Genomic DNA, 20,316 nt, shown 5'->3' with positions numbered 1-20,316 from the left:
GGGCACTTACGCCCCAGATGAAAGGAAGCGCAATGATTACAGGATCTCTGCCTGCACTTGTCACGCCGTTTGCAAACGGCAAAGTGGATGTCGACGCGCTCAAGAAGCTGGTCGATTGGCACATTGACCAGGGCAGCCATGGGTTGGTGCCAGTGGGCACAACCGGCGAAAGCCCCACTTTGACACATCAAGAGCATGACATGGTTGTGGAAGTTGTGGTCGCACAAGCGGCCGGACGGGTTCCTGTGATCGCCGGTGCCGGCTCTAACAATACAGCCGAAACCGTACGCCTGGTCACAGCGGCCAAAGAGGCCGGCGCCACCGCAGCCTTGGTGGTGACGCCCTATTACAACAAACCCACGCAGGCCGGATTGAAGGCACATTTTCTCGCCGCAGCCGACTGCGGCATAGATATAATCATCTACAATATTCCCGGCCGTTCCGCAGTGGATATGAGTGTTGAAACCATGGGCGAGCTGGCGGATCACAAACACATCATCGGCGTAAAAGATGCCACAGGCGATTTGTCGCGCGTTCCAAAACAACGCCTTAGCTGCGGCGAAGGCTTTATTCAACTCTCTGGCGAAGACGCAACAGCCCTTGGCTTCAACGCCCATGGCGGCATCGGCTGCATCTCAGTGACCGCCAATATGGCCCCGGCTCTTTGCGCGCAAATGCAACAGGCGACGTTGGCTGGCGATTACGCAACCGCGCTCAAAATTACGGACAAATTGATGCCGCTCCACCTCGCCACATTCCAAGAACCCGGTCTGGTCAGTGCCAAATACGGCCTGTCCAAATTGGGGCTGTGCACGCAAGAGGTGCGGTCACCTTTGGTTGGTTTGAGCGATAACGCGAAATCCGCCATGGACGCTGCCCTGCGCCACGCCGGATTGATCAACTCAGCCCATTGCCCCAAGCCATAAGCTCGGTTTGGGGCAATGTGATTGCGCAATAGGCGGCCGGCCCATTGGCAAGCCGATTTGCCCCACCTATATAGGCGGAACCATGGCCCAAACAAAATCAGATCCCAATTACCGAATCATCGCTGAATATCGCCGGGCGCGATACGACTATGCAATTGAAAGCGATATCGAATGCGGCGTTATGCTCATGGGCTCTGAGGTGAAATCTCTGCGGGAAAAATCTGGCAACATCGCCGAAAGCTATGCGGCGGTTGAAGAGGGAGAGCTGTGGTTGGTGAACTCCTACATTGCCCCCTATGAGCAAGCGCAGACCTGGGGGCATGTCGAGAAGCGTCGACGCAAGTTATTGGTGTCCAAACGCGAGCTGTCGCGGCTTTGGAATGCCACCCAACGCGAGGGAATGACGCTCGTGCCATTGGTCATGTATTTCAACCATGTGGGCCGTGTGAAAATTAAATTGGGCATCGCCAAGGGCAAAAAGAACCACGACAAACGGGCGACAGAGGCGAAGCGCGACTGGGGTCGGCAAAAACAACGGTTGTTGAAGCAAGGCATCTAGACCGTCGCTGCAAGCGAGCTGCAAACTATAGGCCTTATCCCTCTTGTTTTGTTACTCTGCTGCCGTTAAATCGGAAGCCATCCCAAGGGGGCTGCATGGCACAGGACGATCCAAAAACACTTGTCTCGACACAATGGCTCAAGAACAATTTGAAACATCCCGACCTGCGCGTTCTGGATGCCAGCTGGCATTTGCCAAATGAAGATCGCAATGCTTTCGCTGAGTTTGAAAAGAGCCATATTCCGGGCGCGCGGTTTTTTGATATCGATGATATTTCAGATCACCGCTCTAGTCTGCCGCATATGGTGCCACCGGTTGAAAAATTCATGTCCCGAGTGCGCGCTTTGGGTGTCGGTGATGGGCATCAAATTGTGGTATATGATTCCAAAGGCCTGTTTTCTGCTGCGCGGGTCTGGTGGCTCTTTCGCATGATGGGCCATGACGCAATTGCCGTGCTGGATGGAGGTCTGCCGAAATGGATCGCCGATGGCAATCCGGTGGATACAGGTGCTCCGATCATTCGAGATCGCCACATGACCGTCCAGCTGCGCCCCCATATGGTGCGCGACGTCACACAGGTCGCCCATGCCGCTAAACTGCGCAATCACGAGATCATTGATGCCCGCGCCGCCGCGCGCTTTCGCGGGGATGCACCAGAACCACGCCAGGGCCTGCGGACCGGCCATATTCCGGGCTCAAAAAACCTTCCCTTTACCCAAGTGCTCAACGGCGATCATACGATGAAAACAACAGACGAGCTGAGTGAAGAGTTTCGCAAAGCTGGCGTCGATTTATCAAAGCCTGCAATTACAACCTGCGGATCGGGTGTCACGGCCGCCGTATTATCACTCGCCCTCGAACGCATCGGCAAGACCGATCACGCCCTTTATGACGGAAGTTGGACCGAATGGGGCCAGTTCCCAACCCTTAACGTCGCCACTGGAGATAGCTGATGCTCAGCAACCTGACCGCCCAACCACAAGACAAAATTTTGGCCCTCATGGCCGCTCATAGAGCCGACCCGAGGGAAACCAAGATCGACCTCGGGGTTGGGGTTTATAAAGACGCCACAGGCGCAACCCCCGTCATGCGCGCCATCAAATCCGCTGAAGAGCTTTTGTGGCAGACCCAAGAGAGCAAAGCCTACGTCGGCTTGGCCGGAGCTCCTGAATTTTCCGCAGCCATGATCGAATTGGTACTGGGGGAAACTGTGGCCGCAGATCGGCTTTCAGCCGTCGCCACCCCCGGCGGCACAGGAGCCGTGCGCCAAGCACTCGAGCTGGTGAAAATCGCAGCGCCAACAGCTACGGTCTGGCTGTCCAATCCGACCTGGCCCAACCATCCTTCGATCGTCAAATATCTTGGCATGCCCTTGGCAGAATATCGCTATTTTGACTCCCAAACAGGTGATGTGGATTTTGACTCCATGCTGACGGATATCAAAGCCATTCCCGCCGGCGATATCGTCTTGCTGCATGGATGTTGTCACAATCCAACCGGTGCAAACCTGACCGAAGAGCAAGAAGATCAGATCATCGCCGCCCTTGCGGCCAATGGCGCGATTCCATTCGTTGACATCGCTTACCAAGGCTTTGGAGACGGGCTTGAAGACGATGCGCGTTTCACCCGCAAAATTGCCAGTCAATTGCCCGAATGCCTGATTGCGGCCAGCTGCTCAAAGAATTTCGGCATTTACCGAGAGCGTACCGGGATTTTGATCGCCATCTCCCCAAGCGCCGCCCTGACAGCGACAACCCAAGGCAATATGGCGTTTTTGAACCGTCAAAATTTCTCATTTCCACCCGACCACGGTGCACGGCTGGTTACGATGATTTTGGCCGATACCGAACTGCGCAGCAGCTGGGCCAGCGAGCTGGAAGATACCCGCCTCAGCATGCTCGGCCTGCGTCAGCAGCTGGCCGACGAGCTGCGCCTGCGGACAAATTCTGACCGTTTCGATTTTATCGCAAAACATCGTGGGATGTTCTCGCGCTTGGGGGTTTCGCCTGAAGTGGTCGAAACCATGCGTGCAGACAATGGCGTGTATATGGTCGGTGACAGCCGGATCAATATTGCCGGGCTCAACGCGCAAACCGTGCCAATTTTGGCACAAGCGTTGGCTACGGCCCTCAAATAAAATTCAGTAAAATTCAGCCCTTCTGGCGGGATCGCACCTGCCAGAAACCGGGCACGCCGAAGCTTATTGAAGGCCAAGACAGCCGGAGATGGTCAATTACCGCCGAGCATGCCACACTGGGCTCAACAAATGCACTCCAGCGCGGTAAACTGCGTTCATAAAGCAATACCAAGCAGGCATATGGCAAAGAAATATTCAGGGCCAAGCAAACCCCTCGTCGCAGATCGCAGAGGACCGCTGCCCGCCCGCAAACCAAAACCGGGGCAAACCCCGCAAAAACCCCCTGCAAAGGGATGGTTTGCGCAGCTCCGCGCCCTGCTGTGGCGCGCTTTCTTGCTGCCCTTTCGCATGCTCTGGGCTCTCATCTGGCGGCTTGGGCTGGTGGTATGTTTATTGATCAGTCTCGGTGTTGCCTATTTCGCGTCAACTCTACCCGAAGCTCATGAGATGATCGACGGGCGGGCGGCCGGGTCGGTTACTCTTATGGACCGCACTGGTGCAGTCTTCGCATGGCGCGGCGACCAATTTGGCGGCATGATTACCGCCCAGACGATTTCACCATTTTTGAAAGCCGCGGTCGTAGCCACAGAAGATCGACGCTTTTATCGTCATTTTGGCATCAGCCCCCGCGGTATGGCCTCTGCCATTCGGATCAACTTGAGTGAGGGACGGGGTCCTTTGTCCGGTCATGGTGGCTCTACCATCACACAGCAGACTGCAAAGCTGTTGTGCTTGGGCGTCGCCTTCAATACGGATGATTGGCCCTCTGAACGCGAATATGAGCGGCAATGCCGCCGCACCACACTCTGGCGCAAGATCAAAGAAGCAAGCTTCGCGCTTGCGATGGAACTGCGCTACTCCAAAGATGAGATACTGACAATCTACCTCAACCGCGTCGCATTGGGCGCCGGCGCACGCGGCTTTGAAGCAGCCGCTCAAAGGTATTTCAGTAGATCTGCCAATCAAGTAAATGCGGCGGAGGCAGCCATGTTGGCCGGCTTGCTCAAAGCACCATCGCGGCTAGCGCCCACCCATAATCTGATGGGAGCACAAGCGCGTGCGAACGTGGTCCTTGGGCTGATGCTGCGGGAGAATTACCTCTCTGCTGCCGAGGCCAGCTTTGCCATTGCCAACCCCGCGGCCCTCAGCCCTGCAGCCACTGCCCGCGCGGGGGGGTATTTTGCAGATTGGATCATGACGACAGGTCCAAGGTATTTCACCCGCAACACCACGGAAGATGTACTGATCCAAACCACGTTGGATCAAACCATTCAAACCGCGACAGAGCAGGCCGTCCGCCGGGTGTTCGATGACAAAATCTCGAAGAGTTCCAAAGCAGAAGTCGCGGTTGTGGTAATGAACAAAGAGGGCGCCGTTCGGGCCATGATCGGCGGGCGTGACACGCGCACGACCGGGGCGTTCAACCGTGCCACTCAGGCGCGACGACAAACCGGATCTGCCTTCAAGCCCTTCGTCTATGCCGCCGCGCTTGAGCTTGGCCATACGCCCTTCGATCGCGTTCGTGATGAGCCAATCACCCTCAATATTCCCGGATCCGGCGCTTGGAGCCCGTCTAATTACAGCAAAACTTTCGCCGGAGACGTGACCTATACTCAAGCCCTGGCCGAATCGCTCAATATTCCAGCTGTGAAGATTTCTGAGCACATTGGCCGCGACACGGTTCAAAAAATTGCTTGGGATTTTGGCTTACAAGATGCGCTCGCAGATGGCCCTGCACTGGCCCTTGGCACATCAGAAAGCACCTTGATCGAAATGACTAGTGCCTATGCGGGCATCCTAAACGGCGGCACATCCGTTCAACCCTATGGCATCACGTCGCTGAGGCTCTTGGGAGAAAGTGAGCCACTGGCAGGCCGCACAGGGGGCATTGGCGAGCGCGTCATTCGCACCAAAACAGCCCGAGAGCTTACCTATATGATGCATGAGGTCATCCAAAAGGGCACCGGACAGCGCGCTCAGATTGACGGCATTGAAATTGCGGGAAAAACTGGAACCACCCAAGCGGCGCGGGATGCCTGGTTTATTGGATTTACCTCTGATTTTGTTATAGGCGTTTGGATGGGCTACGATGACAACCGACCACTCAAAGGCGTAACAGGCGGCAGTATCCCAGCGGATATCTGGCGGGAAACCATGCTGGCCATAACAGAGCAAGCCAAACCTGGTGCGTTACCGATGTTGCGCGATCGCATCCCGGAGGGAGCCGGACGCTCACCGATCGACGGCACTCCAGAAAAGCCCAAAGTAAAAACCCTCACGCAGCTTCTTTTCGGACTCTTCTCAAAAGAAAATTAGACCACCGACGGGCCTAGCGGCAGATGCCCGTCATCCTAGGCGCGCTAAATCCTGGGTCAACTTCGCAATATTTCCGTTGCGCGCGTCGAGCAGAGCACCGATCTCCACCCGCTCCGAGGATAAAAGGCTGATGCCTTCTATGATGATATCAAAAAATAAATTCCGCCCCGAACGGTCGGACACCCGGAAGGCGACTTCAAAGGGCGCAGAACCGCGCAATTCGGTCACGGCCATCACCTCATAGAATTTGCCACGATCACTGGTTCCGGTCACCACGATTTTACCGCCCACAAATTCATGAAACCGCTTGCCGTATTTTCGCGCAATATATCCTCGAAACGCCACGACATAGGCCTCGATCTCCGCAGGTTTGGCCGTGCGGGCCGCAGGACCAAGCGCTGAGCGGGCAATGATGTTCACATCGGCATAATCCGCGAAAATGCGTTCAAACCGGCCGATCAACTTCGTTTCAGATATGCCCGAGTCAATCGCCGCATTGATCTGGCCGACCAATTGATCGACCAATTGGGTCGCTTCTCGTCTGTCCAAAGCAAAGACGGGGCCGGCCAAGGCGCAAGATGCAAGCCCCGACAAAACTGTACGGCGGGCAATATGTGATTTATTCGAATTCGGCATAGGGATCGATATAGGCATCGTCGGAAATGTCTTTCAATTCAAAACGACGGCTTTGGAGATAAACCAGCCGCGATTGGGCGTAACTGTCGGCGCTACTGTAGAGAACTTCATCGATCTGGGCACTATAAATTTGTCTTTTTTGTAACAGCTCTCCCAAATTAGAAGCGGTGCGATACTCTGAAACTGGCGGTTTTAGTATTTGACTAGCTGGATCCAACAGGAGCATATCGACAAAGAGCGCCATCCCGTCACGCAGGTTTGACGGGCCGAACACAGGTAATTCTACATAAGCGCCTTCGCCCACGCCCCAACCTTGTAAAGTCTCGCCGAAATCAGTGTCTTTTTCCACAAGTCCAATCTTTTGCGAGGGATCAAACAGACCTGCCAAACCGATGGTGCTGTTGAGCACAAACCTTCCCGTATTGCGCGCCGCAGACGATAGATCCAATTGCAATACGTTGTTGACCACCTTTCCTGGCAAGCTGAGGTTGCGTGCAAAATTCGACACACTGTTTTCCACAGGATCAGGAAAGACATCTGTATAGGTTTTGGAGATCGGCGATAGGATGTTGCGGTCCAAGCCTTTGTTAAAAGCGTGGGTGCCACGATTGATCCGCTCGAAGGGATCATCCGCGACAGGGCCCTGAGCGGGGCTACAGGCAGACACAACCATCACGAGAGATGCGACCGCGAAAATTGACAACCGTTCCATCATGGACTCACCTTTGGCTTTGAACTTCGTAATAGGTTCTCGTGCTCTGTTGGGCAAACGTTAAGCATGCTGCCCTAATAATTTGTGGCAAATCGGTTACAGCATTGCGCGCCGGCTTCTCGAAAGAGTTAGGGCATGAAAGACAAATATCAATATGAGAGAAATGACTTAGGGCACGTTCGTGCCAGCTTACGACATCTTTTCGTGATCGTGGGCCTGTTCAGTTTTTTGGTCAATCTCTTACTGCTGACCGGCCCGCTTTATATGCTGCATGTCTATGACCACGTTCTACCCTATGGCGCCGTGCAATTAGGAGGAACAGCCCTTACCGCCTATGACACGGATAACCTGGGACAATACATCGGATATTTGCCACAAAAAATGCAGCTATTGCCAGGCACAGTGGCCGAAAACATCACCCGATATCAGACAGACCCGCCGCAAGACCTGCTGTTCACGGCCGCCCGTAATGCAGGCGCCTTTGAAATGATCACCCAATTGCCACAAGGATTTGACACGGATGTGTGCCAATTGTCCGGCGGGCAGGCACAGCGTATTGGTTTGGCGCGTGCCCTTTTTGGCGACCCGGTGCTTTTGGTTCTGGACGAACCAAATTCCAATTTGGACAATGAGGGCGTTGCGGCGCTCAACGCTGCGGTGCGACGCTTCAAGCGCAAAGGCAATACGGTGCTCATCATCGCTCATCGCCCAGCGGCTATTCAAGAATGCGATACCCTCATGGTGATTGAAAGCGGCCAAATCACAGCCTTTGGCCCCAAGGAAGACATCCTTCGTAAAATGGTTAAAAATCATGCGGATATTTCCGCACTGTCATCCCGTAGTCAGGCGCCGCATGCAATTTAGTGTCACAAAATATGTCGCCATAGGGAGGGAGCCTATGCACCATAGGTTTTGTCGGTGGTTTTGCGCTTTGGTCGGTCTCTGTCACCTTGTCAGGAGCGGTGGTTGCCTGGGGACAGGTCGCCCCCATGGGACACAACCACGCGATCCAACATCCAACAGGCGATCAGGTGGCCACTCTATGGGTCAAAGAGGGCGATGTTGTGCAAACGGGCACAGCCTTATTGCAATTGGGTGGACAAGCACAAAACGTGGATCTGGATCTCACGGAGAGGCACCTGTTGGAGATCATGGCGCGGCGCGCACGTTTACTGTCCGAGCGTGATGATCGCCTCTCCATCGAATTTGATCCGGTTTTACAGACCAAAGCGGCGGAGGATCCAGACCTGCAGCTTATGCTCCAAGGACAAGTACAACTTTTCGAAACCCATCTCGCATATCGGCTTCAAACTGAAAAAATTACACAATCAAACCGCACAAATGGGCCTGGAAATTGAAGGCCTGAGCGCCCAGGTCCAAGCCACGGAGCGACAGCTTGCGCTTTTGGGCAAAGAACTGGTGGCTCAATTTTCTTTGAGCGCCAAAGGGCTCGCCGACCGGGCACAGCGCTCCGCACTTCAGCAGCAGGAGGCTGCGCTCCTCGGCAAGATCCCGCAACTTCGCGCCAAACGCGCCGAAGCACAAACGCAGCTTCACGAAATTGAAATCGACCGGTTGCGCCAGATTGCTGCCGATCATAAGGCGGCCATTACAGCCCTGCGCGATCTGCACCCGCAAGAGCTGCGGCTGCGCGCAGATCGCCGCCGACTGAAACAAGAGCTGGCGGGGCTCACCCTCACCGCGCCGATCAACGGGGTTGTCCATGGGTTGACCATTTCCGGTGCGCAAGCGGTCGTACAACCGGCCAAACCAATCTTGCATCTTGCACCCAATGACCAACCCTTTGTGATCACGGCCAAAATCGTCCCTGAGGAGATCAATCATCTTTTTGTGGGACAAGCCAGCATCATTAAACTTCTGCACAAAGGGGCGGTGCAAGACTTAAAAGGCCGGCTACATAAAATTTCAGCCGATACCTTTCAAAGCCGACCAGACAGCCCGCCGTATTATATGGTTGAGATTGCTTTGCCCCCGCGCGAAAATACCTCTCTAAAAGGCGGGACGCCTCTCTTGCGTCCGGGCATGCCAGCACAGGTATTTATTCGCACGCACAACCGCAGCCCTTTGGACTATATGCTTGAACCCATCCGTAACTATTTTACGCAAGCGCTGCGGGAATATTAATTTTTGCTTTTCTCACCGCATGTTTCCGCCTATCGCTGTGGTCAAACAGTTCAAAGGAGTGACGATATGACCGGAAAATTTGAAACCCGCCTCGCGGAATTGGGCGTGACCCTGGCAGATGCTCCGGCACCTGCGGCCAATTATGTACCTTTTGTACAGGTGGGGGACTTGGTCTTTGTTTCTGGTCAAATCAGCCAGGACGCCAATGGCTTTATCACCGGCAAGCTGGGAGACACGATGAGCACCGAAGAGGGCGTCGTCGCTGCACGCACCTGCGCGATCTCGCTTTTGGCACAGGTCAAAGCCGCCTGTGGCGGTGATCTCGACCGGCTTGTGCGCGTGGTAAAATTGTCCGGTTTTGTGAATTCCACACAAGATTACACAGAGCAACCAAAAGTTATCAACGGCGCCTCAGACTTCTTGGTCGAAGCCCTCGGCGATGCTGGCCGGCATGCCCGCGCCGCGGTCTCTGCCCCCTCTTTGCCATTGGGTGTTGCGGTTGAGATTGAAGGTATTTTCCAAATCGCATGACAGCCCTTCCCGCCTGTTTTTTGACCCACCCAATTGCGCATCGCGGCTTGCATGACGCATCCGACGGGCGGCCAGAAAATTCCCTCGCGGCGTTTCGCGCAGCCATCGCGGCGGGATACGGGATTGAACTGGACGTGCAAATGAGCAGCGACGGGGCGGCGATGGTGTTTCATGACGACCACCTTGACCGCCTCACCGATCAGATTGGCCCCATCGCGCAAAGACTGGCTGCAGATCTATCGGGCATCAAACTGAGTGGTGGGCACGACACCATTGCCGATCTCAAACAGGTCTTAGATTTGATCGCAGGCCGCGTCCCGCTCCTCGTTGAAATCAAAGATCAAGACGGCAATATGGGACAAGACGTCGGCCCGCTTGAAGCCGCGGTGGCAACGGCTTTGCGGCCCTATCGCGGGCCGGTCGCGGTCATGTCTTTCAATCCGCATTCGGTAAGCGCATTCGGCGAGATCCGAGCAGATATCCCGCTGGGATTGGTCACGGATCGTTTTGAGCCAGAGGGTTGGCCAGACCTCAACGCCGATCGGCGCGAACACCTCGGTCAGATTTTAGATTTTGGCGCCTCCGGTGCGGGGTTTATTTCTCACAATCAAACACAATTAGACGATCTTCCTGTGAGCGCGCTCAAAGCACAAGGGGTTCCCGTGCTCTGTTGGACCGTCAGATCACGAGATGAAGAGCGCCGCGCGCGCAGCATCGCGGACAATGTCACTTTCGAGGGATATCTACCTTGACCTTTCGCTCACATGACGCATTTTGTGATTAGGCAATAAATCGAGACCTTCGTGAGCAAAGATACGCAAATTGAGATCGACGTGCTCACCAGCCTGTCTCAAATTCCTGAGACCGAGTGGGACCGCTGCGCCTGCCCGGAGGCCGTGGGTCGGGCCCCGTTTGACCCGTTCACCACCTACCGTTTTTTAAAAGCGCTGGAAGATAGCCAATCGGTGGGACCAGGCACAGGCTGGACGCCACATTACTTGCAAGCCAAGCGCGACAGTGACACCATTGGTGTCGCGCCTCTCTATGGCAAATCCCACAGTCAGGGCGAATATATTTTCGACCATAATTTTGCCCAGGCCTATGAGAATTCTGGCGGGCGCTATTATCCAAAACTGCAAATGGCCGTGCCACATACACCAGCCACCGGACGCAGGCTGCTGGTGCGCCCTGAGCATCAGGAGGTGGCGCAATCCGCCTTGGTGCAAGCCGCCATCAAGCTCGCCGCGGAAAATGATCTGTCTTCGCTACACATCACTTTTTGCACAGGGGACGAAGCCGAGGCAGGTGCGCAGATGGGGCTCATGCCGCGCCGTTCGCAACAATTCCACTGGATTAATAACGGCTACAAAAATTTTGATGATTTTCTGGCGAGCCTCAGCAGTCGCAAACGCAAAAACATCCGCAAGGAGCGCGCTCAAGCACAGAATTTTGGGGGCGAATTCGAAGTGCTTACCGGCGATGACATCGAGCCGCACCACTGGGATGCGTTTTGGGTTTTTTACCAGGACACCGGCGCGCGAAAATGGGGCACGCCCTATCTCACACGGCAGTTTTTTGACGAGGCGCACGCGCATTTGCGCCGCGATATGCTGTTGGTGCTTGCCAAATACGAGGGGCGCTATATCGCGGGCGCTCTGAATTTTATTGGCCAAGATACGCTTTTTGGCCGATATTGGGGCTGCACAGAAGATTTTCCCTGCCTGCATTTTGAACTGTGCTATTATCAGGCCATCGATTTCGCCATCGCGCAGGGATTGCAGCGGGTAGAAGCCGGCGCGCAGGGTGCGCATAAATTGGCCAGAGGCTATTTGCCCGTGGCCACCCATTCCCTGCATTGGTTTGGCGATGCCGGGTTTTCCCAAGCCGTCGCCCGCTATCTTGAGGCTGAACGCGACGCGGTGGATGATGAGATCAATGTGCTCACAAGCTATGGGCCGTTCAAAACCGTAACCCGAGAGGAACAACAATGACCCAAGCCTTGAAAGACCGCAGCGCTTTGACCGACCTTTTCGCTTCCGGATGGGAGATGGTCGAAGGGCGCGACGCATTGCGCAAAAATTTTAAGTTCAAATCATTCCGCAGCGCCTGGGGGTGGATGAGTGAAATGGCACTTTGGGCAGAAAAATTAGATCACCATCCCGAATGGTCCAATACATACAATCGCGTCACGGTGATTTTAACCACCCATGACTGCGATGGCCTGTCTGAATTGGATGTCAAACTGGCCCAGCAAATGGATGCCGCAGCCAGTTGATTTGCATCGGTGGGAGATCTACCCGAGACTTTCCAACAGCGCCTCGCCGCCAGTAATGTCACAGACACCGCGCTGGGTTTCCTGATTGAGCTGCGTCACGATCCCGTCTTCCACGATAATCGCATAACGCGACGAGCGCCCGTAAAACCCGAGCACCTCTACGTCAAAATTCATGCCAATAGCCGTGGTAAATTCGCTGGCTGGATCGGCCCACATGCTCAAACCGGCGGCCGTGGCCCCAGTGACATCGCCCCATTGGCGCATGATATGCACGTCGTTGACGGACACGCAGATAATCTCTTCGATGCCCTTTTCAAAGAATGCATCTTTGGTTCGGATAAAGGATGGAACATGGGCCGATGAACACGTCGGTGTGAAGGCGCCAGGCAGGCCAAACAAGATGATTTTTCGGCCTGCAGTCAATGCCGCAATGCTGGTCTCTTCGGGCCCGTCATCTCCCATCCGTCGCAGCAATGCATCGGGCAGTTTGTCACCTTGCGATATTGCCATTTTGGTATTCCTTCGTTAATTGAAAATCATGAGACCTTAGTTATAGATTACTCGAAACAACTTACCAGAGGTCGCGCGCAATGTCGGGAATTGTTATTATCGGAGCAGGCCAAGCCGGGTCCTCCCTAGCAACCAAATTGCGGGCCTTAGGCTATCAAGGCACGGTCACTTTGATTGGCGAGGAGCCCTATGCGCCCTACCAACGCCCCCCCCTGTCAAAGACCTATCTTTTGGGTGAAATAGCTCTGGAGCGCCTCTACTTACGACCCGAGGAGCTTTACCGCGATCAGAACATTGAGCTGCGCCTGGGCACGCAGGTCACCGCCATTGATCCGGTGGCAGGGATGATTTCTTTGGATGCAGAAACAGTGCACTACGATCAACTGGCTTTGACCACCGGCTCGACCCCACGTCTGCTGCCCGAGGCGATTGGTGGCAGATTAAAGAATGTATTTGCGATGCGTGGGCTGGCAGATGTCGATGCCATGCGCCCGGCCTTTGAACGCGGCGGGCATGTATTGATTATCGGCGGAGGGTATATCGGTTTGGAGGCCGCGGCAGTGGCGGCAAAACGCGGCCTTAAGGTCACATTGGTTGAAATGGCAGACCGCATTTTGCAGCGGGTGGCCTGCGCGGAGACCTCAGATTATTTTCGCGAGCTACATTTAAGCCATGGCGTGACGCTCCTTGAAGGGGTCGGATTGACGCGTTTGACTGGCGCGGAGCATGTCACAGGCGCGACCCTCAGCAATGGTACGACCCTAGATATTGACTTTGCGCTGGTTGGCGTCGGTATCCAACCCAATACGGGGCTGGCAGAAACGGCTGGCCTGACACTCAATAACGGAATTGAAACAAATGCCTTGGGTCAGACCTCTGGACCCAACATTTGGGCCGCTGGCGATTGTGCAAGTTTCCCCTACAAAGATGGGCGCATTCGCTTGGAGAGCGTGCCCAACGCCATCGATCAAGCCGAGGTGGTTGCGGCAAATATGCTTGGCGCGGCGAAAGAGTATCATGCCACCCCATGGTTTTGGTCGGATCAATATGACGTCAAATTGCAGATTGCTGGGCTCAATCAGGGTTTCGACAAGGTTGTCACACGACAAGGAGACGCGGGACGCTCGCATTGGCATTACAAGGGCGGGCAATTGTTAGCGGTTGATGCGATGAATGATCCACGGGCCTATATGGTGGCCAAACGCCTGATTGAGGCGGGCAAAACCGTCGATCCCACCCTTGTGGCAGACCCCAGCAGTGACCTTAAAGCCCTGCTGCGCGGATGAGGATTATCGCCGGCCAAAACCGCGGGTTGCGCTTGGCTGAAATTGGCAAGGGCGATCCCGCTGCACATCTGCGCCCCACCACTGACCGGGTACGTGAGTCTCTGTTTAATGTTTTGCGCAATTGGATCGATTTTCAAGATCTCAGGGTCCTAGATCTCTTTGCAGGGACCGGTGCGCTTGGTTTGGAGGCCTTATCGCGGGGTGCCCAGCATGTCACTTTCGTGGAGAACGGCCGTGTTGGGCAAAAGCTGATCGGCGAAAATATAGCAAAAATGCGCGCCCAAGACCGCTGTAAACTCATGGCCCAAGACGCTACAAAATTGCCACCTGGCGCCCCCTGTGATTTGATATTTTTGGACCCCCCCTATGGCAAATCCCTTGGGCATCAGGCCTTGAGCAGCGCTTTGTCTCAGGGCTGGATTGCAGCCGATGCATGGATCATTTTTGAGGAGGCCAGCGCCATGACGCCCAAAGGATTTGTCCTGCGCGACAGCCGGAAATTTGGCGGAACGACGATGACATTTCTGCAACCTATCCAAGCGCCGGCCAAAAGCTAGGGAGGGCTTTTGGGGAAGCGGTTGCAATAATCTTGTTACTTTCAATATTTCAATAGCTTAAATCGGTCACTGCACCCGCCGAGGGGCTGGCGCTTGCCACAAGCACACAGAATCGGGAGTTATGCAGAGGTCTTTTCATAGAATGTCATATCACCTGCGGGATTGACTTCCGCTGCATGTGGGCCTAGCTGCGGCCTTGTCCGGTTGGCAATTATGACTGCACCTGCAGCACTTTGACCTGACCGACCCTAGGGGCTGTCCTTAGGGGTGCGTGTTACAGTCAAAGGGCAATCCCGCCCAAATGATCGAAGTGATCCGCTACAACTGCGCCGCCTGGCGCAAGGGATAAATTATGACGTTTGAAGAACTGGGCCTTATGCCCCGCCTTGTGGAACAACTCCAAGAGCAAGGTATTGTTGATCCAACTCCGATTCAAATCCAAGCCATCCCCCATGCCCTCAAGGGGCGTGATGTGATGGGGCTGGCGCAAACCGGGACCGGAAAAACCGCCGCCTTTGGATTGCCACTCATGAATCATCTGCTGAAGGTTGGCAAAAAACCAGCTCCAAAAACCGTGCGCGGTTTGATTTTGGCACCCACGCGCGAATTGGCTGGACAAATTAAAGACAATCTCACCGCCTATTCGCAAGGAACGCATATCAAAGTTGGCCTGGTTGTTGGCGGCATGTCGATCAGCGCGCAGATCAACCGTCTGGCCCGTGGCACCGATTTGTTGATTGCCACCCCTGGCCGTCTTATTGACCTGATCGAACGCAAGGCCGTTGACCTGTCCGAGACGCAATTTTTGATCTTGGATGAGGCCGATCAAATGCTGGATCTTGGTTTCATCCACGCGCTGCGCCAAATCGCACCGTTACTGGCCGCAGAACGTCAAACCATGTTGTTCTCGGCCACAATGCCGAAACATATGAACGAACTGGCCGCGACCTATTTGAAAAACCCAGAGCGCGTTGCGGTCTCCCGCCCCGGCGAGGTTGCTGACAAAATCACCCAAGAGGTGCATTTCGTGGCAGGGGCTGCGAAGACCGATTTTCTGATTGAGAAACTCGCCGAACATCGCGGCGATGCTGCCATCGTTTTTGCCCGAACCAAACACGGCTCTGAGCGTCTGATGAAAACTTTGAGCAAAGCGGGCTATGCCACCGATTCGGTGCATGGCAATAAATCCCAAGGCCAAAGACAGCGCGCCATTGATGCGCTGCGCGGTGGGACGATCAAAGTGTTGGTCGCGACCGATGTTGCGGCCCGTGGCCTCGACATCCCTGATGTGCGTTTCGTTTACAATTACGATCTGCCCAATGTGCCAGAAAACTACGTGCATCGCATTGGCCGCACCGCGCGCGCTGGCCGGGATGGTCGGGCGATTGCATTTGTGGCACCCGATGAGATGGGCGAGTTGAAGGATGTTGAAAAAGTTTTGAAAATGGAAATTCCAATTGCCTCCGGTCGGCGTTGGGATCTTGTGCCCGGCGTGGACACCCGCAAACCAAAGCGCAAACAACCCAGCGGACGTGGCGGCGGCGGGCGGCGCCATGACGACAATTGGGGCAAGGAGCAGCCCCGCGGCGGGCGCGGCGGCGCTCCAAAGGCCCATACGGCACGCGCTGAGGCCAAACCCGCGCCCGAAGGACGTTGGGATCCCACAAATGATGGTCCAGCCCTGCAAGCGCCAAAGCCCAAAAGCCGCAAGTCAAAAGGACAATCGTCGGACCAGGCACAGGGGCCAGTTGGCCATGGCGCCCGACCACATCGCGGTCCGTCAGGTGCCAAATTTGCCGGTAAGCCCAAAGGGCGCGGCGGCAAGCCCAAGGGCAAGCCAAACATGGGCGGCAACGCAAAACTACGGCGCCCACAAGCCTAGGAAACTTAGCTTTCGGATAAATGTCTAGATCGGGGAAATCGCTTAAAGGTCTGCGCATAAACCGATTTCGGCACTCAAACGAGGGCCACGTTTGCCTGGGTAGGCGTGGCCCAGCGTCACCATCGGACGGAGAATATCTGCTATAATGTTCTGTGAACCAGAGGTCTTTCCTATGGAGACCTAGCTATAGGTTGGGTGAAATAGACCCTTTGGCGACAGTGTAAAAATCTCCACACCCGTCTCTGTCACGCCCACCGAATGCTCAAATTGCGCAGATAAGGATTTATCACGGGTCACAGCAGTCCAATCATCAGCAAGAACTTTGGTTTCAGGCCGCCCCAGATTGACCATAGGCTCAATGGTAAAGAACATGCCCTCTTCCAGAACAGGGCCTGTGCCGGCACGGCCATAATGCAATACATTGGGCGGCGCGTGAAACACTTGCCCCAAGCCGTGACCACAGAAATCTTTGACCACGCTCATGCGATGCGCTTCCACATAGGTTTGAATGGCGTGACCAATATCGCCAAACGTATTGCCGGGTTTGACCGCGGCAATCCCTTTGAACAATGCGTCATGGGTTACTTGAATCAACCGTTCAGATTTGCGCGGCAGTGTACCAGCCACATACATGCGGCTGGTGTCCCCATACCAACCATCAACGATCACAGTCACATCAATATTCAGAATATCGCCATCTTTTATGCGCTTGTTTCCCGGAATGCCGTGGCAGACCACATGATTGACCGAAATACAGCTGGCGTGCAGATAGCCTTTATACCCAATCGTAGCAGAGATCGCCCCATGTGCGGACACCATGTCGGTAATCACCCGATCAATCTCCCCGGTGGTTTGCCCAAGGGTAATATAGGGAATTATGTCATCCAAAATTGTCGCAGCGACCCGGCCAGCTTCTTTCATGCCCGCAAAGTCACCGGGTTCAAAAATTCGGATACCATCTTTGGTCAGTCGTCCACGGGCTGAGGTCACGTGAATGCTCCTAAATCAGATCTTCATTCTCTATAGGCCAAGGTCACGCGCACAGCCAGTCCATGACAGGAAAAATTCAACTCTGCGCAGGGCTATGTATATGAAGCGGTAACGCGCGCTCAAGGGTGATCTGCTCACAACTCACCGCACAGCTGTAGCACAGCATCTCCACTCCGCGCTGCAGGGCGCGTTTGCTCGCCTCCGCATAGGCGGGATCCAAATCTGTCGCCAATCGGAACCGCGCGCAGCCAGTATGCTGGACACAGTAGATCAACACTGCACGATGGCCCGCCTCTACCATATCTCCCAAAACGTCCAAATGTTTTAACCCGCGCGCTGTGACCGTATCGGGAAACTCGGCCCAATCGCCGCTGCGCAAAAGATGCACATTCTTGACCTCAACATAGGCTTGCGGCAGTGTGGGCGCGCTCAACAAAAAATCTACCCGCGAGTTTGCGCCATATTTTTGCTCGGGCTGGATGGTGTCATACTCGGCAAGTTCAGCAATTTTTTGCGCGCGCAAAGCCTCATGAATGATTTTATTCGGCAAGCTGGTGTCTATCCCAACCCATGCACCGCTATCCAGCTGCGCCACGCGCCAGCCAAACTTGAGCTTTTTCTTGGGATCATCATTGGGTTCAAGCCAGACACGCAGACCCGGTTCCTGAAGGCCAGTCATAGCGCCAGGATTGGCACAATGAGCGGTCACCTGCCGACCATCATCCAAAATAATATCTGCCAAAAAGCGTTTATAACGTTTGATCAGCCGACCTGGCACAAGGGGGGTTTGAAAGCGCATAGAGCAGGCCTATACCTAACGGATATTCGAGCGCAAGGATGCCCAATGCCAAATCCAACAGCCGCGATGCTTGTCATTGGCGATGAAATATTATCGGGACGCACCCAAGATGCCAATATGTATCATCTTGCCAGCCAACTTACCGAACAGGGCATTGATCTCAAAGAAGTGCGTGTGATCAGCGATGACAGGGAAGCGATCGTCCATGCGACGCGCGCACTCAGCGCCGCCTATACCCATGTGTTCACCAGCGGGGGCATTGGCCCCACCCATGATGACATCACCGCCGATTGCATCGCGGCAGCCTTCGGCGTCTCAATCGGTGTGCGTGCCGATGCCCGCGCCATATTACAAGCCCATTATGACGCCAATGGCCAAGTTCTAAATGAAGCACGTCTGCGCATGGCGCGTATCCCCGATGGCGCGCACCTGATCGACAATCCAGTGAGCAAAGCGCCCGGTTTTACGTTGCAAAACGTGCATGTGATGGCCGGGGTGCCCTCGATTTTTCAGGCCATGGTTGCCAGCGTGCTTCCCAGCCTCACAGGCGGCAAGCCGCTGCTGAGTGTCACCTATCGGGTGGATCGCGGGGAGGGAGATATCGCCACCCCACTTGGCCTCTTGGCCAAGACCTTCCCCGAGCTGTCAATCGGCTGCTATCCGTTCCAAAAAGACGGGCTATTTGGCGCAAATATCGTCTTTCGTGGCACAGATGAAACCCAGCTGCAAAACGCACTGGCGGCCTTGCAGGGTGAATTTCCACAATGACCCTACCCACCGCCCACCGATTGTATGAAGCCACCGCAACCACTTGGCCGGCACGCACGACCCGCCAAGAGGCGGGCTGGGAGATTCGCGATGGGGCGGGTGGTGGTAAACGTGTGTCGGCTGTCACATTGGCCCAAAAGGACTTGGCCAATATAGAGTGGATCGAAGCAACCCTAACGACGATGGGGCAAGAACACCTATTTATGATCCGCGACGGCGATGCGATCCTCGATGCGGCACTTGCAGCCCGCGGCTATGAGATCATCGATCCGGTGATCCTTTATCTATGTGAAACCGCGCGTTTGCGTCCCGCGTCCCTGCCCCGGGCGCAAAGCTATTGTATTTGGGAACCCTTGCACATCATGCGGGAGATTTGGGCAGCAGGCGGCGTTCACGAGCCACGCATCGCTCTGATGCACCGAGTGCAGACCCCAAAAACCGCGCTCCTCGCCCGCAGTGGAGACTCTCCGGCCGGAGTCGGATTCCTAGCGCTTGATGAGGAGATTGCCATGCTGCATGCGGTTGAGGTCCTGCCGGCCTTCCGCCGCATGGGCGTGGCAAGAAAGCTAATGGCACAGGCCGCAAAATGGGCCGAAGATCACGGTGCAAAATATATGGCCCTGATGACGACCCGCGACAATCAAGCCGCAAATCGTCTTTATAGCTCTTTGGGCATGCGTCCCGTGGGGCATTATCACTATCGTATAAAGGACACCACATGACTGATTCCCCCACCGCTTTGAACCTTCCCGCGGTCTCGCCTTTACCTGAGGCGACGCAAAAATATTTTGACATTTGTCAAGAAAAACTAGGCATGGTTCCGAATGTATTGCAGGCCTATGCCTTTGACATTGATAAATTAAATGCGTTCACCACGCTCTATAACGATGTCATGCTGGCTGACAGCGGCCTGTCGAAACTCGAGCGAGAGATGATTGCTGTCGTCGTATCCTCGATAAATAAGTGCTTTTATTGCCTCACGGCCCATGGGGCGGCGGTACGCGCCCTTTCAGGAGATCCCATCTTGGGGGAGCAATTGGTAATGAATTACCGCAGCACCGATTTGGACGCCCGGCAGAAAGCCATGCTTGATTTTGCCGCCCTAATGACGGAAAGCAGCCATCATATTGAAGAGGCGGACCGCGCCACCCTGCGCTCTGTGGGGTTTTCGGACCGCGACATTTGGGATATTTCAGCAGTGACAGGATTTTTTAACATGACCAACCGGATTGCCAGCGCCACTGATATGCGCCCAAATGCGCAGTACCACGCACAACACCGCTAGGA

The 20,316-nt window shown here is 55.0% G+C and carries 23 protein-coding genes; 18 read left to right on the top strand and 5 right to left on the bottom strand.

From position 1 onward, the window contains the following. Positions 1 to 32 precede the first annotated feature (32 nt). From dapA to ABLW18_RS11960, 5 genes are all read left to right on the top strand, one after another. A complete protein-coding gene (gene dapA / locus ABLW18_RS11980) occupies positions 33 to 926 on the top strand; it encodes a 4-hydroxy-tetrahydrodipicolinate synthase (RefSeq protein ID WP_347825024.1) in 894 nt (297 codons plus the stop codon). An 82-nt stretch (positions 927 to 1,008) separates the two neighbouring features. After that, positions 1,009 to 1,485, top strand: a complete 477-nt coding sequence (gene smpB / locus ABLW18_RS11975) for an SsrA-binding protein SmpB (RefSeq protein ID WP_044048791.1) — start codon at positions 1,009 to 1,011, stop codon at positions 1,483 to 1,485. 95 nt (positions 1,486 to 1,580) lie between these two features. Next, positions 1,581 to 2,438, top strand: coding sequence for a 3-mercaptopyruvate sulfurtransferase (sseA, locus tag ABLW18_RS11970; RefSeq protein WP_347825023.1), 858 nt, complete (start codon positions 1,581 to 1,583; stop codon positions 2,436 to 2,438). Next, on the top strand, positions 2,438 to 3,622 hold the full coding sequence (locus tag ABLW18_RS11965; protein ID WP_347825022.1) for an amino acid aminotransferase: 1,185 nt from the start codon (positions 2,438 to 2,440) through the stop codon (positions 3,620 to 3,622). The genes sseA and ABLW18_RS11965 overlap by 1 nt, the downstream gene beginning before the upstream one ends. 180 nt (positions 3,623 to 3,802) lie before the next feature. Further along, positions 3,803 to 5,938, top strand: a complete 2,136-nt coding sequence (locus ABLW18_RS11960) for a PBP1A family penicillin-binding protein (protein WP_347825021.1) — start codon at positions 3,803 to 3,805, stop codon at positions 5,936 to 5,938. 30 nt (positions 5,939 to 5,968) lie between these two features. Here the strand turns inward: ABLW18_RS11960 and ABLW18_RS11955 are convergent, their stop codons facing one another. Both ABLW18_RS11955 and ABLW18_RS11950 read right to left on the bottom strand, forming a co-directional pair. Beyond that, a complete protein-coding gene (locus ABLW18_RS11955) occupies positions 5,969 to 6,574 on the bottom strand; it encodes an ABC transporter substrate-binding protein (protein ID WP_347825020.1) in 606 nt (201 codons plus the stop codon). Further along, on the bottom strand, positions 6,558 to 7,289 hold the full coding sequence (locus ABLW18_RS11950) for a VacJ family lipoprotein (RefSeq protein WP_347825019.1): 732 nt from the start codon (positions 7,287 to 7,289) through the stop codon (positions 6,558 to 6,560). Before ABLW18_RS11950 ends, ABLW18_RS11955 begins: the two co-directional genes overlap by 17 nt. A gap of 132 nt (positions 7,290 to 7,421) precedes the next feature. On the opposite strand from ABLW18_RS11950, the gene ABLW18_RS11945 reads away from it, so the two are divergent. The 7 genes from ABLW18_RS11945 (at position 7,422) to ABLW18_RS11915 (ending at position 12,237) form a co-directional block, all read left to right on the top strand. Beyond that, on the top strand, positions 7,422 to 8,150 hold the full coding sequence (locus ABLW18_RS11945; RefSeq protein ID WP_347825018.1) for an ATP-binding cassette domain-containing protein: 729 nt from the start codon (positions 7,422 to 7,424) through the stop codon (positions 8,148 to 8,150). A 125-nt stretch (positions 8,151 to 8,275) separates the two neighbouring features. Continuing rightward, entirely contained in the window at positions 8,276 to 8,644 is a 369-nt protein-coding gene (locus tag ABLW18_RS11940; RefSeq protein ID WP_347825017.1) for a hypothetical protein, read from the top strand. Further along, positions 8,628 to 9,431: an HlyD family efflux transporter periplasmic adaptor subunit gene (locus ABLW18_RS11935; protein WP_347825016.1), complete on the top strand. Its 804-nt coding sequence runs from the start codon at positions 8,628 to 8,630 to the stop codon at positions 9,429 to 9,431. Before ABLW18_RS11940 ends, ABLW18_RS11935 begins: the two co-directional genes overlap by 17 nt. 66 nt (positions 9,432 to 9,497) lie before the next feature. Then, positions 9,498 to 9,962 carry a RidA family protein gene (locus ABLW18_RS11930; protein ID WP_347825015.1) on the top strand — a complete coding sequence of 155 codons (465 nt, stop codon included), beginning with the start codon at positions 9,498 to 9,500 and terminating at the stop codon, positions 9,960 to 9,962. Then, positions 9,959 to 10,714: a glycerophosphodiester phosphodiesterase family protein gene (locus ABLW18_RS11925; RefSeq protein ID WP_347825014.1), complete on the top strand. Its 756-nt coding sequence runs from the start codon at positions 9,959 to 9,961 to the stop codon at positions 10,712 to 10,714. Before ABLW18_RS11930 ends, ABLW18_RS11925 begins: the two co-directional genes overlap by 4 nt. Positions 10,715 to 10,765: 51 nt before the next feature. Further along, the gene (locus ABLW18_RS11920) at positions 10,766 to 11,953 is read left to right on the top strand and encodes a GNAT family N-acetyltransferase (protein ID WP_347825013.1); all 1,188 of its coding nucleotides are present in this window, start codon (positions 10,766 to 10,768) and stop codon (positions 11,951 to 11,953) included. Next, on the top strand, positions 11,950 to 12,237 hold the full coding sequence (locus tag ABLW18_RS11915) for a 4a-hydroxytetrahydrobiopterin dehydratase (protein WP_347825012.1): 288 nt from the start codon (positions 11,950 to 11,952) through the stop codon (positions 12,235 to 12,237). Before ABLW18_RS11920 ends, ABLW18_RS11915 begins: the two co-directional genes overlap by 4 nt. 18 nt (positions 12,238 to 12,255) lie before the next feature. On the opposite strand, the gene ABLW18_RS11910 is transcribed toward ABLW18_RS11915, so the two are convergent. Next, on the bottom strand, positions 12,256 to 12,747 hold the full coding sequence (locus ABLW18_RS11910) for a peroxiredoxin (RefSeq protein ID WP_347825011.1): 492 nt from the start codon (positions 12,745 to 12,747) through the stop codon (positions 12,256 to 12,258). Positions 12,748 to 12,827: 80 nt separating this feature from the next. On the opposite strand from ABLW18_RS11910, the gene ABLW18_RS11905 reads away from it, so the two are divergent. From ABLW18_RS11905 to ABLW18_RS11895, 3 genes are all read left to right on the top strand, one after another. Beyond that, entirely contained in the window at positions 12,828 to 14,033 is a 1,206-nt protein-coding gene (locus ABLW18_RS11905; protein ID WP_347825010.1) for an FAD-dependent oxidoreductase, read from the top strand. Then, positions 14,030 to 14,590: a 16S rRNA (guanine(966)-N(2))-methyltransferase RsmD gene (gene rsmD / locus ABLW18_RS11900; RefSeq protein WP_347825009.1), complete on the top strand. Its 561-nt coding sequence runs from the start codon at positions 14,030 to 14,032 to the stop codon at positions 14,588 to 14,590. The genes ABLW18_RS11905 and rsmD overlap by 4 nt, the downstream gene beginning before the upstream one ends. A gap of 352 nt (positions 14,591 to 14,942) precedes the next feature. Beyond that, complete coding sequence (locus tag ABLW18_RS11895; protein ID WP_347825008.1) at positions 14,943 to 16,472, top strand: DEAD/DEAH box helicase; 1,530 nt, start codon at positions 14,943 to 14,945, stop codon at positions 16,470 to 16,472. A gap of 180 nt (positions 16,473 to 16,652) precedes the next feature. On the opposite strand, the gene map is transcribed toward ABLW18_RS11895, so the two are convergent. Both map and sfsA read right to left on the bottom strand, forming a co-directional pair. Next, complete coding sequence (gene map / locus ABLW18_RS11890; RefSeq protein ID WP_347825007.1) at positions 16,653 to 17,462, bottom strand: type I methionyl aminopeptidase; 810 nt, start codon at positions 17,460 to 17,462, stop codon at positions 16,653 to 16,655. Between the two features lie 76 nt (positions 17,463 to 17,538). Continuing rightward, the gene (gene sfsA, locus ABLW18_RS11885; RefSeq protein ID WP_347825006.1) at positions 17,539 to 18,261 is read right to left on the bottom strand and encodes a DNA/RNA nuclease SfsA; all 723 of its coding nucleotides are present in this window, start codon (positions 18,259 to 18,261) and stop codon (positions 17,539 to 17,541) included. Between the two features lie 45 nt (positions 18,262 to 18,306). On the opposite strand from sfsA, the gene ABLW18_RS11880 reads away from it, so the two are divergent. Genes ABLW18_RS11880 through ABLW18_RS11870 form a run of 3 tightly spaced genes read left to right on the top strand, consistent with a single transcriptional unit; the run spans position 18,307 to position 20,314 of the window. Further along, entirely contained in the window at positions 18,307 to 19,029 is a 723-nt protein-coding gene (locus ABLW18_RS11880; protein WP_347825005.1) for a molybdopterin-binding protein, read from the top strand. After that, positions 19,026 to 19,751, top strand: coding sequence for a GNAT family N-acetyltransferase (locus ABLW18_RS11875; RefSeq protein WP_347825004.1), 726 nt, complete (start codon positions 19,026 to 19,028; stop codon positions 19,749 to 19,751). Before ABLW18_RS11880 ends, ABLW18_RS11875 begins: the two co-directional genes overlap by 4 nt. Then, positions 19,748 to 20,314: a peroxidase-related enzyme gene (locus ABLW18_RS11870; protein ID WP_347825003.1), complete on the top strand. Its 567-nt coding sequence runs from the start codon at positions 19,748 to 19,750 to the stop codon at positions 20,312 to 20,314. The genes ABLW18_RS11875 and ABLW18_RS11870 overlap by 4 nt, the downstream gene beginning before the upstream one ends. Positions 20,315 to 20,316: the final 2 nt, after the last annotated feature.

It is taken from the genome of uncultured Planktomarina sp. (genome assembly GCA_943788425.1).
Taxonomy (GTDB): Bacteria; Pseudomonadota; Alphaproteobacteria; order Rhodobacterales; family Rhodobacteraceae; genus Planktomarina.
Note: the sequence above shows the minus strand (reverse complement) of the source record. Positions and strands in the feature narration are given on the sequence as shown.

Bases quoted from the DNA above. Each gene is read 5' to 3' on its own strand.
- ABLW18_RS11880 (WP_347825005.1), top strand. From the start codon at position 18,307: ATGCCAAATCCAACAGCCGCGATGCTTGTCATTGGCGATGAAATATTA.
- ABLW18_RS11965 (WP_347825022.1), top strand. From the start codon at position 2,438: ATGCTCAGCAACCTGACCGCCCAACCACAAGACAAAATTTTGGCCCTC.
- ABLW18_RS11945 (WP_347825018.1), top strand. From the start codon at position 7,422: ATGAAAGACAAATATCAATATGAGAGAAATGACTTAGGGCACGTTCGT.
- ABLW18_RS11905 (WP_347825010.1), top strand. From the start codon at position 12,828: ATGTCGGGAATTGTTATTATCGGAGCAGGCCAAGCCGGGTCCTCCCTA.
- ABLW18_RS11915 (WP_347825012.1), top strand. From the start codon at position 11,950: ATGACCCAAGCCTTGAAAGACCGCAGCGCTTTGACCGACCTTTTCGCT.
- ABLW18_RS11925 (WP_347825014.1), top strand. From the start codon at position 9,959: ATGACAGCCCTTCCCGCCTGTTTTTTGACCCACCCAATTGCGCATCGC.
- ABLW18_RS11940 (WP_347825017.1), top strand. From the start codon at position 8,276: ATGGGACACAACCACGCGATCCAACATCCAACAGGCGATCAGGTGGCC.
- ABLW18_RS11935 (WP_347825016.1), top strand. From the start codon at position 8,628: ATGGGCCTGGAAATTGAAGGCCTGAGCGCCCAGGTCCAAGCCACGGAG.
- ABLW18_RS11955 (WP_347825020.1), bottom strand. From the start codon at position 6,574: ATGCCGAATTCGAATAAATCACATATTGCCCGCCGTACAGTTTTGTCG.
- ABLW18_RS11950 (WP_347825019.1), bottom strand. From the start codon at position 7,289: ATGATGGAACGGTTGTCAATTTTCGCGGTCGCATCTCTCGTGATGGTT.
- smpB (WP_044048791.1), top strand. From the start codon at position 1,009: ATGGCCCAAACAAAATCAGATCCCAATTACCGAATCATCGCTGAATAT.
- sseA (WP_347825023.1), top strand. From the start codon at position 1,581: ATGGCACAGGACGATCCAAAAACACTTGTCTCGACACAATGGCTCAAG.
- ABLW18_RS11930 (WP_347825015.1), top strand. From the start codon at position 9,498: ATGACCGGAAAATTTGAAACCCGCCTCGCGGAATTGGGCGTGACCCTG.
- ABLW18_RS11875 (WP_347825004.1), top strand. From the start codon at position 19,026: ATGACCCTACCCACCGCCCACCGATTGTATGAAGCCACCGCAACCACT.
- sfsA (WP_347825006.1), bottom strand. From the start codon at position 18,261: ATGCGCTTTCAAACCCCCCTTGTGCCAGGTCGGCTGATCAAACGTTAT.
- dapA (WP_347825024.1), top strand. From the start codon at position 33: ATGATTACAGGATCTCTGCCTGCACTTGTCACGCCGTTTGCAAACGGC.
- ABLW18_RS11960 (WP_347825021.1), top strand. From the start codon at position 3,803: ATGGCAAAGAAATATTCAGGGCCAAGCAAACCCCTCGTCGCAGATCGC.
- ABLW18_RS11895 (WP_347825008.1), top strand. From the start codon at position 14,943: ATGACGTTTGAAGAACTGGGCCTTATGCCCCGCCTTGTGGAACAACTC.
- ABLW18_RS11870 (WP_347825003.1), top strand. From the start codon at position 19,748: ATGACTGATTCCCCCACCGCTTTGAACCTTCCCGCGGTCTCGCCTTTA.
- rsmD (WP_347825009.1), top strand. From the start codon at position 14,030: ATGAGGATTATCGCCGGCCAAAACCGCGGGTTGCGCTTGGCTGAAATT.
- ABLW18_RS11910 (WP_347825011.1), bottom strand. From the start codon at position 12,747: ATGGCAATATCGCAAGGTGACAAACTGCCCGATGCATTGCTGCGACGG.